The sequence below is a fragment of the Bifidobacterium sp. KRGSERBCFTRI genome, from assembly GCF_025908335.1.
In genome coordinates this window covers 3,195,408-3,209,035 of record NZ_CP109653.1, presented here as the reverse complement: position 1 = coordinate 3,209,035, position 13,628 = coordinate 3,195,408, and the positions used below count along the sequence as shown (strand labels likewise).

The 13,628-nt window shown below is 58.6% G+C and carries 9 protein-coding genes, 1 tRNA gene and 1 pseudogene; 6 read left to right on the top strand and 5 right to left on the bottom strand.

The genetic code is table 11. From position 1 onward, the window contains the following. Positions 1 to 9: 9 nt before the first annotated feature. On the top strand, positions 10 to 2,241 hold the full coding sequence (locus tag OGI63_RS13555) for a hypothetical protein (protein WP_004219230.1): 2,232 nt from the start codon (positions 10 to 12) through the stop codon (positions 2,239 to 2,241). A gap of 103 nt (positions 2,242 to 2,344) precedes the next feature. Here the strand turns inward: OGI63_RS13555 and OGI63_RS13550 are convergent. Both OGI63_RS13550 and OGI63_RS13545 read right to left on the bottom strand, forming a co-directional pair. Then, positions 2,345 to 2,429: transfer RNA gene (locus OGI63_RS13550), tRNA-Ser, on the bottom strand. 102 nt (positions 2,430 to 2,531) lie between these two features. Continuing rightward, positions 2,532 to 4,478 carry a glycosyltransferase gene (locus tag OGI63_RS13545; protein WP_004219229.1) on the bottom strand — a complete coding sequence of 649 codons (1,947 nt, stop codon included), beginning with the start codon at positions 4,476 to 4,478 and terminating at the stop codon, positions 2,532 to 2,534. A gap of 180 nt (positions 4,479 to 4,658) precedes the next feature. Between OGI63_RS13545 and OGI63_RS13540 the strand changes: the two genes are divergently transcribed. The 4 genes from OGI63_RS13540 to OGI63_RS13525 are packed head-to-tail and all read left to right on the top strand — an operon-like array spanning position 4,659 to position 8,983. Next, positions 4,659 to 5,495 carry an ABC transporter permease gene (locus OGI63_RS13540; protein ID WP_319026321.1) on the top strand — a complete coding sequence of 279 codons (837 nt, stop codon included), beginning with the start codon at positions 4,659 to 4,661 and terminating at the stop codon, positions 5,493 to 5,495. Continuing rightward, positions 5,495 to 6,910, top strand: coding sequence for an ABC transporter ATP-binding protein (locus tag OGI63_RS13535; protein WP_004219227.1), 1,416 nt, complete (start codon positions 5,495 to 5,497; stop codon positions 6,908 to 6,910). The genes OGI63_RS13540 and OGI63_RS13535 overlap by 1 nt, the downstream gene beginning before the upstream one ends. Beyond that, positions 6,907 to 8,262, top strand: a complete 1,356-nt coding sequence (locus OGI63_RS13530) for a polysaccharide pyruvyl transferase family protein (protein WP_004219226.1) — start codon at positions 6,907 to 6,909, stop codon at positions 8,260 to 8,262. The genes OGI63_RS13535 and OGI63_RS13530 overlap by 4 nt, the downstream gene beginning before the upstream one ends. A 19-nt stretch (positions 8,263 to 8,281) precedes the next feature. Beyond that, the gene (locus OGI63_RS13525) at positions 8,282 to 8,983 is read left to right on the top strand and encodes a hypothetical protein (RefSeq protein WP_004219224.1); all 702 of its coding nucleotides are present in this window, start codon (positions 8,282 to 8,284) and stop codon (positions 8,981 to 8,983) included. A 151-nt stretch (positions 8,984 to 9,134) separates the two neighbouring features. Here OGI63_RS13525 and OGI63_RS13520 read toward each other — a convergent pair whose 3' ends face one another. The 3 genes and pseudogenes from OGI63_RS13520 to OGI63_RS13510 form a co-directional block, all read right to left on the bottom strand. Further along, the gene (locus OGI63_RS13520) at positions 9,135 to 9,617 is read right to left on the bottom strand and encodes an S-layer homology domain-containing protein (RefSeq protein ID WP_225842356.1); all 483 of its coding nucleotides are present in this window, start codon (positions 9,615 to 9,617) and stop codon (positions 9,135 to 9,137) included. 105 nt (positions 9,618 to 9,722) lie between these two features. Continuing rightward, positions 9,723 to 10,280: a leucine-rich repeat domain-containing protein gene (locus tag OGI63_RS13515; RefSeq protein WP_004269241.1), complete on the bottom strand. Its 558-nt coding sequence runs from the start codon at positions 10,278 to 10,280 to the stop codon at positions 9,723 to 9,725. 129 nt (positions 10,281 to 10,409) lie between these two features. Continuing rightward, a pseudogene (locus OGI63_RS13510) lies at positions 10,410 to 11,569 on the bottom strand (IS1249 family transposase). 250 nt (positions 11,570 to 11,819) lie between these two features. Between OGI63_RS13510 and OGI63_RS13505 the strand changes: the two are divergent. Beyond that, the gene (locus OGI63_RS13505; protein WP_012619855.1) at positions 11,820 to 13,448 is read left to right on the top strand and encodes a GH25 family lysozyme; all 1,629 of its coding nucleotides are present in this window, start codon (positions 11,820 to 11,822) and stop codon (positions 13,446 to 13,448) included. Positions 13,449 to 13,628 lie beyond the last annotated feature (180 nt).

The following is a 13,628-nucleotide window of genomic DNA, read 5'->3' as shown; positions in this document are numbered from 1 at the left end:
GTGAAAACAATGGAACAGATTACAGATTCCCAAGTCCGATCGAAGCGCGGGCTTTGGGTGGCCATCGCCGTCGCGGTCGTCATCGTCACGTTCTTCGAAGTAGGGCTCTTCAATCTGGGGCACTGGAGAACAACCGGCCTGCAGCAGGCCGTGGTTGGCGAGCCAGTCATAGGCCGCGGCCTGAAGTCGCTCGGAAACAACGAGTATGAGATCACCGATCCCGAGACGGCGACCGTCACCGTGCCAGTCAGCGCGCGCGACGGGGGAGGGCCGGTGCGTGTAGAGAGCGTACGTGTGCAGGCCACGCCGAACAACAGGAACAACACCGAATACCAACAGAACCGGTATGTCGACGGCGCGATCGAACTCCGTACGACTGGCGGACGCACCATGTCCGGAAACGAGTGGGTCAGCAGCCGCGACAGCGACGGCGTGTGGGGCGACCCGCGCAACGAACTGCACTATACGACGAATCCGAGCAGCCAGTACCTGCTGATCGGCAAGAAACTGCAGTATTACGATTCCACCGAGATTCGGGTCCGATTCTACGGAGACAAGGGTCATAAGGTCATCTTCGACCGCGTGTACGCGAATCCCACGATTCCATTTGAAATCAATCCGTTCAGATTACTGCTTGAAATCGCCATCGCCGCGTTCTTCGTCGTGTTCAGACCGCGTTCAGCGATCTACCGGCTGCATGTGAACCTGCACAGCAACAGGCAACGGTCGGCCACGACCGTGTACGTGGTCGCATGGAGCGCGCTCATTGTGGCCGTCGCCGCGCTGACGATGCCCAGGCCGTGGGGGTATGACGCCGGAACGGGCCATTATGTGGATCATGAACAGTACCAACGGCTGGCGGACGCACTCATCCATGGGCATACGTGGCTCGATCTGCCGGTCGATCCGGTATTGCAGACGATGGCGAATCCGTACGACTTCTTCGCGCGCCGTGGTCTGGCTGCAAGCGACGGCCACCAGTTCATATGGGACCACGCATATTTCAATGGACGATATTACTGCTATTTCGGTGTGGTCCCGGCATTGCTCACGTTCGTGCCCTACCAGTTGATCACCGGCCACTGGATGCCCACCTGGGTGGCGATGGGAATATTCTCCGCGCTCGCCGTCGTCTTCGGCACGCTGCTGGTGCGTCGCCTTGCACACGACTATTTTCCGAAGGCCTCGCTCGGCGTCGTATGGCTCGTGATCATCGGTTTCAACATAGGCACGAATCTGTTCGTATACAACATGAGCTGCAACTTCTATGGCGTGCCCATCGTCTGTGCGATCGCGCTCGTGCTGATGGGCCTGTGGTTCTGGCAGGTGTCAAAACGGCACGACGGCTCGGTCAATGGTCGGCTCATCGGTGCTGGCTCGCTGTGCATGGCGTTGCTGCTGGGCTCGCGCCCGCAGTTCGCGGCCGCCTGGCTGCTGGCATTCCCGCTGTTCTGGGAGCAGATTACCCAGCACCGCACGTTGTTCTCCAAGCGCGGCGCATGGGGGACGGCGGCCGCGCTGCTCCCGTTCGTGCTCGTGACGGTTCCGCTGCTGTATTACAACCATATTCGCTTTGGTGCGTGGCTTAACTTCGGGCAGAACTACAATTTCACCGGTTTCGACCTCACCACGCGCAGAAGTCCCCTCTATATACTGCCGGGGCAGGTATTCAACCAGCTGTTCGAACCGGTGGCCACGACGATGCGCTTCCCGTTCATTACCACGGTGGACACCACGCTGGCTGCACCGAACGAGCCGTCGATCGGCGGTTATTTCGCCGTGTACCCGCTGGCGCTGTTCGCCTTGCTGTTCATACTCCTGCGGTACCAACTGCGCGACCACAAGGTGTGGGGGCTGGCCTGCACGATGATGACCGTCGGTTTCATCGTGGCCGTGTTTGACTGCTACAAGGGCGGCACCACGATGCGCTACTCGGGCGACTACGCCTTCTATTTCATGCTCGCCACACTGCTCGTGGTGCTCGCCTTCGACTCTGGCATACAGCAGGGGGCAATCGAGTCTGAAGGGCTGGATTTGGCCAAGTCCCATGAGGTTCCGTTCGCGGTTCGTGACTCATTGGGGTTCCGTACGTTGGTAACGCTGCTCGTCGCGCTGGTGTTCTTCACGATGCTGATCAATCTGTTCGGCCTGTTCGCCAAGGGGCGGCTTGCGGAGTTTGCTTCGGTACGCACTGGCATGTATACCACGGTGCGTAACTGGTTCATCGGAATGACCGCATGATCCCACGATATGGCGTCGCCGACAACGTGATGCGTTGCTATCTGGCGTATTTATCTGCCGCTGAAATCGAAAAAGCCGGAACCCTAAGGTTCCGGCTGAAGAGCGGAGGATGCGAGATTCGAACTCGCGAGGCTGTTACACCAACACGCTTTCCAAGCGTGCGCCATAGGCCACTAGGCGAATCCTCCAGTGTGCTTACGCAACTTAAATAGAATACAACAAGCTCACGTAAGTCACAAGTCCAGCGTGTCGCAGTCGGGGTACGATCGCACCGACTGCGCCGTGTGGCATCAGTCCATGCCGAGGTACTGCTTCCAGAAGCGCATCGACTGCATCTGCGGGCCGGCTGCCAAATACTCGGCTGCCAGGCGGTCCGCGTGCTTCTTGTAGTAGGCCATGTCACGCTTGTAGCGCTTCATTACCTCCTTGTAGCGCTTGGCGTCCTTGACTCGAATGACGCCCTTGCGGGTGGCCCAATCGATGGCGATGATCACATTCTCGTTGTGGATCATGCCGGCAGGGTAGAGCCAGCCCGCACTTGGAATGATGGTGTATTCCACACGGTCGCCGTCGGAACCGAGCGCGGTCTCAGGTTCGTCTCCCCTGCCGTCGAACCTGATCGCCACGAGCTTGTCGGTGCCGAAGCGCTGCCCGTTCTTCGTGACGAAATCGAACACCCGCTGCTGGAACGAACGCGGTTCGTCGAAATCGATCACCTGACGGGTGAGCATGTCCGGGTCGAAGTCGGTGATGCCCATCTCGGCCGCCTGCTTCTTGAGCTCGTCGAACGGCACCAGCTTCTCCTTCTCGCGGTTCGCCCGCATGAAACGCTCTTGGGCCACCGGCTGCATGATGAACTTCGGCCCCTTGAGGAAGTCCTCGAAGCCATCGAGCGCGAGCTCCGCATCGGTGTAGTTGAATTTGCGGCTTTCGAGATCGACCATGTGGTGCAGGCTGTGGAGCATCGTCTTCATGCTCGGCGCCAGGCCGGTCACCGCCTGCCCGATCATCTGGTTGCGCACCGTCTGGTAGCGCTCCACGCCGGCATTGTAGCGAATGTCGAACTTCGCGTGCCACACGCAGATGCCGTTCATCGTCATGAACTTCGGGTTGCAGCGGATGCCGTATTCCACGTCGTCGAAACGCACGAAGATCGGCAGCGGCAGGCCGTTGCGCTCGATCACGGTGGTCGGGATCACGCAGTACCACCATGCGGCATAGCGGTGGGCGTCCTCGGGCACGCACACGGATTCGTCGAAGCATTCGTTGTATACCACGTCGACGAACTTGGTCACTTGCAGCGGCGGCTTGGCGGGCACGCACGACCCATCATAGGTGGAGATGAAACCGGTGTCTTCCTTCTGGTCCTGCGTGTCTTCGATGTTGAGCATCGCTCCCGAGACGAAGGCCTCGGCATACTCGTCGTTCACGATGCGCAGCAGATTGTAAGTGCGCAGAATGCTCTCCGGCGACACCTCGACGTCGTCGTCCATCAACAGCACATGCGTCGCAGGGGTGCTCTGCTCGAGAGACTCGATCATGCCGCGTGCGAAGCCGCCGGCGCCTCCCACATTCTCGTTCGGCGTCACAATCACATGCTCGTCACTCAGGGCGGCCGCATCGAGCGTGCTGCCATTGTCGATCACGTGCATGGTCAAATGCTTGGCAATGTCGTAATCCGAAGCCAGCAGCTCGGTCTTCACGAGCTCGATGTTGCGCTCGATGAACTTCTCCTTGCGGAAGGTTGTCGTCGCAATCGACAGTTCCACATCGCGCGGCTCACCGTCGAACGACACCTCGTAGTAGCCGTTACGAATCTCGGTGGCGGCGGTCGTGGCAATCTGGAATCCAGCCAGCACGGTGTGCTCGTCCACCGAGATGTCCAGCGTCACCGTATGCCAGTCATTGTCGCCGGCGACAGTCTGGGAATTGTCTTTGACAATCTCCGGATTCATCGACAGACGCTCGGCGCAGGTCTGCGTGAGCGTGACCTCGCCGGCGCTTTTCACGTCGATATGCAGCGCAAAGCCGGTCGCGCGTGTGTACTTTTGCAATTTGAGCACGGACAGCGCGTTGAAATACGTGGTGAAATCGACGGTGCCGGCGCCATTGATCGTCCACTCGCCGTTCTCGCCGGACGGGGTGATCAGCTGATCAGTGTGGTAATACATCGTTGGGTAGCTCAGCGCGCGCGGCTTGGTCTCCAGCAGCACGTTCGCAAATCGAATCGATGGCATGCATCCTCACTTATGTCTACGACTATCGAATAGTTCCAGCATAGTCAGGCGAACGAAAAAGCATGTTCTAGGCACAAGCGCGCGGTCTATGCCATTCGTTGCGGATTCGCCCATTGCGGTGCTCTTGAACAGTGGCATAGGTACAATGGAGCGACTGAACCCGAAACGAAGAAGGTGCGAGTGAATACGCTGAGTCAACGGTTGAAAAGCCGCTACGGGTATGCCATGACCGTATTGCGCGGCCTGGTGAAGACCGATTTCAAGATGCGCTACCAATGGTCGTTCCTGGGCGTGGCATGGTCTGTGCTCAAGCCGCTGATGCTGTTCGCGGTCATGTATGTGGTGTTCGCGAAATTCATGCGTATGACGGATGGCACGCCAACCTACCCAGTCGTGCTGCTGCTCGGCATCAGCTCCTGGCAGTTCGTCACGGAGACCGTGGGAATCGGCCTGCGCTCGATTGTCGACCGTGGCGACCTGCTGCGCAAAGTGCATTTCCCGAACTACATCGTCGTCGTCTCCGCTTCGATTGGCTCGCTCATCTCGCTCGCCATCAATTATGTGGTCATTCTCATCTTCGCGATCTTCATGCGCGTGCAGTTCACTTGGCGGGTGCTCTGGCTGCCAATAAACGTGCTGGAACTGTACATCATCGCGCTTGCGCTCGCGCTGATTCTGTCCACGTTCTATGTGTTCTACCGCGATGTGCTCCATATTTGGGAAGTGCTGCAGCAGATCATCTTCTATGCGATGCCAATCATCTACCCGTTGAGCTTCATCACCGACAAGCACCCCGAGTATCGTACGATCGCCAATCTCGAACTGATGAATCCGATTGCGCAGACGATTCAAGACATTCGCCATAATTTCATTGCACCGGCTACGCAGCCCACTGTCTGGAACACCTTCGGCTCCTGGTGGGTGAAGATGATCCCCATCGCAATCACCGTGCTGCTGCTGTGGTTCGGTGTGTACATCTTCCGTAAGAACAGCCGCCGATTCGCGGAGGTAATGTAATGACTCAGGCAACCGACCACAACACCGACGCCGTGGAGAACGGCGACGTCGTCACGATCGACAACTACATGGACAAGCCCGTGGTGTTGGACGTGGAGCATGTGGACAAATGGTTCAAGCTGCCCACCGAACAGGCCACGGGGCTCAAGCAGGCGTTCATCAACTGGACAAAGGGCATCAAAGGTTTCAAGAAGCAGCAGGTGCTCAAGGACGTCACATTCCAGGTGCATCAGGGCGAGTTCTTCGGCATTGTGGGCCGCAATGGCGGTGGCAAGTCGACGCTGCTCAAGATCATCTCGCAGATCTACTACCCGAACCGCGGTTCAGTGAACGTCACCGGCAAACTCGTGCCGTTCATCGAGCTCGGCGTGGGCTTCAACCCGGAGCTCACCGGTCGCGAGAACGTGTATTTGAACGGCGCATTGCTCGGTTTCACGCCCGAGGAAGTGGACGCGATGTACGACGACATCGTGGAGTTCGCCGAACTTGGGGAGTTCATGGATCAGAAGCTCAAGAACTACTCGAGCGGCATGCAGGTTCGCCTGGCGTTCTCGGTGGCCATCAAGGCCCAGGGCGACATTCTCGTGCTCGACGAGGTGCTGGCCGTGGGTGACGAGGCATTCCAACGCAAATGCGATGATTACTTCACCAAGGTGCGTCAGGACCCCACGAAGACGGTGATTCTGGTCACGCACGACATGAGTGCGATCAAACGCTACTGCACGCGCGCAATGTTCATCAAGGACGGCGAGGTTGCCGCGATAGGCGATCGCGAGACCGTGTCGGAGAGCTACACGCTCGCCAATCTCGAGGCCATTGACCAGGAGAACGAGGAGAAGGCTCGCAAGGCGCTGGAAGCGGGGCATGAGGAGTACCCGAACGGCCTCAACGAACGGTGCCCGCTGCTGCGCACCTATGGTGTCTCACCGCTCATGCTCACCAGTGCTGATACGTTCCGGTTTGCCGTGGAATACCAGTTCGACGAGACCGACGACTTCTACCTGGCCATCGCGTTGCACGATGTTCGCCGAGGAGGCATCACCTTCGACACCGGTGCGCGCAATCCACAGATGCACATGACGAAGCCCGGCCACCATACCGTGTATTTCGAGATGCCGCTCGATCTGTTCAACAACGGCGAGTTCCGGCTCATCACATCGCTGCGCACGCCCACACCCGGCGATGGCAAGATGACGGATGCCGTGGCTGTGGCATTGGACGACAACGCCTGCACATTCGCGATTCGTGACCCGCGCAACTCCAACTATGCGCTCATCAACAACCGTGCACTCTACATCAAGCCGATCAGTGAGGAGGAAGCCGAAGACGCGGCCGCCGAGCAGAAGGCCGCCCGCAAGGAGACTGCCGATACCGCGGCCGATGCCAACACTGTCTTCGAAAGTGGGCAGGCGTGAGCGGCAGCGGGTCGGGAGGCCCATTGAAGGCCGCGAAGCGAGCGTTCTGGGAGCAGATCACACGCCTGTATAACCGCCATTACGGCGTCAAGCCACTGCCCGAAACCGAGATTGTTCGCCGATCGAAGTGCCATTACCTGATCGGTGAGGCCGGTTACCCGAACTACGGCGACGAGCTCATTGCGCGTGAATGGGTCAAGTATCTCGCACAGGTCGACCCCGAAGTGCCTGTGGTGCTCGACTGCCTGTGCGCCGGGCCGGCTGCGGCAATCTGCTCGGGGCTCCACCCGAAGTTCTCCGTGGTGGACACCGTTGCGCAGATGTGCATGATCGATCGCGCTCATATTTATGATGAACAGCATGCCGTCTCCGATTCCGTGGAACCGGCTGCTGCCGTTGCTCCCACCATCGAGGAGATTCCGGTTCCGCAGATTGCGAATCGCGTTCTCGCCGCGTTGGATGCCGAGGGGTTGGATGCCCGGTATGCCGCAGGCATTCGTTTGCTGAACAATCGTGCGCTTGACATGCACGTCATTGGCGGCGGCTATATGCACAGTTTCTGGAATGCGAATTTGGCGCGTCTGGCTGTGGCGAAATGGGCGCAGGCGCATGGCAAGCCTGCGGTGGTGAGTGGCGTGGGACTGGAGCCGCTCGATGCCGAAGATGCGGAATGGGTGGCCGATATCGCCTCGCATATCACTGCATTCTCATGCCGTGATATGCCGAGTCTCGATGCCATAGATTCCTCGCATTCATACGCCACGCTGGCTCCCGACGATTGCTTTGTCAATGGCTTGGAGGGCGTGTACCTGCCCGATGAGGCGGCGGGAGACCTCCCCGAGACCATGGTTTGCGTGCAAACGGACTTGGTGCCCGATCCGGCCGCTTTGCTGGACCATATGGTCGCGGTGCTCCAGGCATGGGAAGCGCCGGCAGGGGAGCGCGTGGGCGTTGTGGAATGCATTCCGTACGACTCGATGGATGCATTGCGTGTGATTCGCGACCATGGATGGGAGCCCGTGCTGTTCCCGCTGCAGAACCTGATTGACCACGGCTTCCCGGCGCGTTCCGGGCAGCGGTGGCTGTCCACGCGGTATCATCCGCACCTGCTGGCGGCAGCGCGCGGTTGCAGCGGCACGTTCATACCGGTGAAACCCGGTTACTATGACGTCAAGCATGCGGCCGTGCTGCGCATGGGCTCCCGTTGGACGCAGACTACCATAGGCGATTCGTTGATTCCGAAACCGGGACCTGGTTTCGCTGATCCGTCGGTGCGGTTCGCATACCGTGACCAGATTCGCGCCCAAGTCGCCCCGCTCTACGGCGAGCCACATTCGTTCGTGAGTCTGTAACTTTGTAAGATGGTGACGCATGATGCTGATGATTCGCGAGAACGACTTGGAGACGGTGCTGGCCAATCGCCGCAACTTTATCGGCATCGCCCCGCGTTTGGAAAGTGCGCTCACGATCATCACGGGTGTGTTCTATGTGGCATCTGCAGTGGTCATGGAAGATCTCTGGTGGAAGATTCCAATGTACGTGCTTGGGGCCATTGTTACTATATATGGCATTGCAGGAGTCATTCGCAAGCCTTACACCACGAAGCAGTTATTCAAGGAGATCGCCGGAATGAATGCCATCGCCAGCTCGATAATCGCAATCACGGAGCCCGGCATCTCCGATTCCAACAAATATCTGGTGTATTGGGACACGAAATGGAAGTGCTGGTTCTTCCCGAACCGTCGCTCCACTCCGAGTGTTCCGGATGACGAGCGGGACCTTCGCAACTATCTTCATGCCGAATTCAAGGTTCCGCAAGACGATTGCACGCTGGAATACAAGACGGACGGAGAGAGCACCAAGTATTCGACGGAACATGATGAGATGCGGTACTATGATTATCGCATCTACCGAGGGGTCGTCTCCGCGCTGCCGGATTCTTGGTCTGTTGACGGGCCGTTCGACGTCGGCGGTCATCGTTGCAAGTGGATGACCATTGATGAGATGCTTGCAGATGAGGAAACGGATCGCATCAACCATGATGTGATTGTGCTCGTGCGCGACAATGCATGAGTGTCGCCCTGCATAAGTAACCGGAGCGAGCAATGAGTTGACATGGAATGTCCGCACGGTTTCGAGTGTCGTATTAAACTCGGAGCCGTGCGGACGTTTCATATGCCGTGCTGGTGACTGCAGCCCGCAGTAGCCCAGTGACGGCGATGTGTCACCTGGCGAGCACCTTGTCGTTGAGATGATGCAGGAATGCTGCCATGTCTTGCCTCACCACGTTGTTCATGCCACGGAACTCGTAGGAGTTGCCCACTTTCCAGCCTTCGGTGACGCCGGCGCCTGCAAGCCACTGAATGTCGGCCACATGTGGGGTCTTGGCGTTCACATCCTTGAAGTTGTTCTTCGGAGTGACGTTCGTGCCCTTGCCCGCCTTGGCGGCCAATCGGTGCAGGAATGCTGCCATGTCCCGGCGCTTGACGTTATCCATGCCGCGGAACACATAACAGCCGTTCACCAGCCAGCCGGTGGTGATCTTGTTGTCGGCCAGCCACTGGATATCCACCGCATGAGGTGTGGAATACACGTTCACGTCGGTGAACCAAACTGAAGGTGTGAATGTAATCTCCGCCTTCAAAGGCTCATGAGTGTAATCGTAGGTGTATCGATAAGTGACGCTTCCGTTAAGTTTATCGGGCATGGCGACGCCATTCTCGATTTTTCCGCCACGCACATTTGAAATCATCGAGAGATCAATGCTCGGGGCAGCCGATTTAAGATTTAGGATGCCGCTTTGAGTCTTGTATTAATCGGTGAAGGGGCTATAGATATCGACATTGACCGCAGGGGCGATCGAGCTTATCCAAAGCAGCGGGTTGGACTGAAAATCGAATTCAGTGAGTTTGGTGTTTTTGCTTACATTGATTGAGATCAGCTTGTTCGAGCTGAGATCGAGGTCGCGCAGTTCTGGGTTCCTGCTGAGATCAATTTTCGTCAGCTTATTCCGGGAGAGATTCAGATTCTGGAGTTTTGCGTTGTGGCTCAAATCTATAGAAGTCAAGAGCTGGTTGTACAAATATAGATTTTCGAGGGTTGGAAAATACCCGATGCCCTTTGCGAACTTGATCTCATAGCTGTCACCGCCACGAATTTCGGTGACAGCATTGCGTTCTGCTATGGTGAGTTTGCCGTCCTTGGGATAGCTGTCGAATTCCTGTGCAATGCGTACACGGAATGCTGTATCCGGGAAGTGGGCTGCATCAATTGGAATCGTGCCGTTAGCTGCCATTGCCGTCGGCGCCACCATCATCACGCCTGCCAGTGCGGCGACAGCGCTGACGGCCATCTTTTTGAGAGTGTTCATCATAGTCCTTTCTGCTGATCTCTCTGGTGCCGCAGAGCTAAGAACGATGCTCTGTCATGCTGCCTTCCATTTTCAGTCGCAAAACTTCAAAATGTGGCATATAGGAACTAAACGTGTTGTTTTAGGTTTCTAGTCCGTGCTGTTTGGGTAGCGTGTGCTGGTGTGGAATTCGTTCCAGTCGATGCCGGTGCCGAGGGTTGGTTGGGGCATGTCGTTTTCTTGTGGGGCTGCTTGTTTCGTTTTGCTCTTGCGGTCGTGTTCCTTGAGGATGCGCGTGGGGTCGGGGTCGTTGCTTTTCATGTGGCAGTGCCATTCACAGGCGCGTCTCATGTGTTTTGGTGGGAGCCCGCGGTGGTTGGGAAGCATGAGCTTGAGCTTGGCGTTGACGCCGCCCTCGAGCCGGTTGCTGTCGCGGGCGACGGGCCCGTGTTCGAGTAATTCGGGGTCGAGGAAGCAAAACAGGGTGCCGTTGCGGAAGAGGCGTTCGAGCCTGGGATAGGCGCGGCGCAGCGGCAGGTGGGTCCACCACCATCCGCTTGTGCTTGTGGCTGCCCTGGGATCGTCGGGATGGTCCTTGGCGAAGGTGCGTTCGGCCAGCATCGTCTTCCAGCGTTCGTGCCATGCGTCGGGCGCCTCGCCCCACCGGGCGGCGTGTTCGGGGTCATGGATGCGGGCGGGCGCGTCGGCGGGTCCCTTGAGCTCCCGGCCGGCCTCGAGCCTTGGCCTGGAGGTCAGGTCGGCCCTCGTGTCGCGCTGCACGTGGATGAGGCGGCGTTGGATGCGCGTGCCCGGCCATGCCTCGGCGCAGGCCTTGCCGATGCCTTTCATGCCGTCGCAGATGAGCACGTCGGGAGGTGCGATCTGTTCGGACAGGGCCTTGTAGGCGGCTGCGCTCTCACGGTCGCACCACTGCCAGGCGAGCACCTCGCCGTCCTCGCCGTCGATCGCGACCAGCAGGCACCAGCCGTTCATGTGGGTGCCGTCGGCCATGACCGTATGATGCACCACACCGTCGGGTTCGATGCCCGGGGCGAGCCCCGGCACCAACCCACGCGTTTGCGGAAGTTGCGCGCGCTCTCACGCCGCCGGCGCTGGGGCGCGGCCCCGAGCAGCCAGTCGAGGAACTCGTCCAGCTGGCACCGACGCGCCTTGTCGGCCCTGGACGCCGTGGGAGTGAGCGCGCATGTGGCGCAACGCCGTCGTTGAGCGCCCGAGGCGCTCCTGCCGTGTGTGATCATCGCGTTGCCGCACACCGGGCATTTGCGCGCCCTGACTGATTTCTTCCTCATGCCCGCGGCATACCCCACACCACGGAAAACACGCCGTATTAACGGGACGGCACAATAAAGAACACACGACACGCCTACTGCCATATGATATGAGCAGCAAGATAAACAACACGTTTAGTTCCTATATGCCAAATATTGATACATTGAGCGGATATTCGTGCAGCCCTGATGAGGACGCGTGTTCCCTCTACAATAAGCGGTGGAAACCCAGATGACTTGGGAATTATTCGCGGTGTGAAGGAGTGGATGGATGGGACTGCGAGTGCGGACTATGACGAAGGGCGTGTGCGCCGGTCTGCTGACTGTGGCGATGTGCACAACCGTGGCAGTGACGGCACCCTCGGCGTGGGCGAACGATAGCGTGGCGCCGGATGCAGCCGCGACGCAGACCATGGAATCCACGGAGACCGCCGACGTGCAGCCACAGTGGCAAGGCGAAGGCGAGATGCCCGACGAGCTCAAAGGCATTACAAATCCTGAGCACATGTGGCAGGAAGGCGCCGCCCAGGAGCAATGGGAAGCGGAACAACAGGCGAAGGGCGAGCAGCAGGGCGCTGGCAGGGCCAAGGCATCCGCCGGCTGTTCCGCACTGTACGACTGGGACACAGCGAATGGGTACAAGCGGTTCTCCTCTGCGGGAACGGGCCAGAACTGTGCGGGGAAGAAGGTGTTCAATCCGGCCATGAAGGTGCTGGATGTTTCCGAACACCAGAAGGTCATCGACTGGAACCGGGTGAAGCGTTCCGGTGTCGATGCCGTCATTCTGCGCATCGGCTACGGTCATGGCTTCGAGGACGGCCATTTCAGGCGGAATCTGCAGGAAGTGCGCCGCTTGGGCATCCCGTTCGGCATCTACCACTACAGCTATGCCTATGACGTAAACTTCGCGGTGCAGGAAGGCCAGTGGGTCGTGCAGTTGTTGCGCAAGTACGGTGTAAACCCGTCCGATATGGCGTTGCCGGTGTTCTACGATGTGGAGCAGGGGGATTGGGGCGGTCACCGCATGCCCACCAACGCCAACGCGTTCCGCCCGATCATCAACGCATTCGTGAACCAGCTCGCCAGTGCTGGCTATGGACGTACATACCTGTACACCTACCTCAACTATGCGAACAGCCGCCTGAATGCCAATGATCTGCGAGCCCGGATCGGCTGGATGGCGCAGTACAGCTACCAGCTCAGCTACGACTTCCACAGTGGGTACTCCGACGTTCGTGGTTGGCAGTACACCTCGATCGACCGCATCTCGGGAGTCAGCGGCAACGTGGATATGAGTGCCTTCGACCAGCGCATCTTCTCCGATGTGAACTGGAAGACCCCGCATCTGCAAGACATCGCATGGGCGAAGTCCTCCAAGGTGACGGACGGTTTCCCCAATGGAACGTTCCGGGGCATGAACACGGTGGTGAGGCAAGACATGGCGGCGTTCCTGCGTCGTGTGGCCGTGCGGCATAACATAGCAGGCGCGAAGACGTGGAAGCCGTCGGCGGCAGATTGGAACCGGTTCACCGACGTGGATCCCGGAACGCCGCATGCGGCGGACATTCTGTGGCTCGCCCATGCCGGTATTGCCGATGGATACGACAACGGCAATGGAACCCAGCGGTATGAAGGCATGGCACCCATGTATCGGCAGGACATGGCTGCCTTCCTGTATCGCCTGGCTAAGAAGGCGAACAAGCTGGGTAATGTGCGACCGATGAGCTTCACCGATGTGAATGCGAGTACACCGCATTACCAGGAAGTGCAGTGGCTTGGGGGTTCGGGTATTTCGCAAGGTTACAGCAATGGCAACGGGACATGGCGTTACGAGGGTATGGGGCATATGTACCGTCAGGACATGGTGGCATTGCTGCACCGTTTGGACGCTCGTTTGTAGTTGGAGGCCCTGCATTTCATCCTGTATGCATGATGCCCGGGGAAATCGCCTACAATACAAGGGGTCGGCGTATGTGAGGAGTGACGATGCGGATGGGGCTTGGATTGCACGAATACGGGGGATGGTGCAATCCAAACGCCGTCCGCAGGGTTGCCCGGCGATTGAAGACTGCGGTTTGCG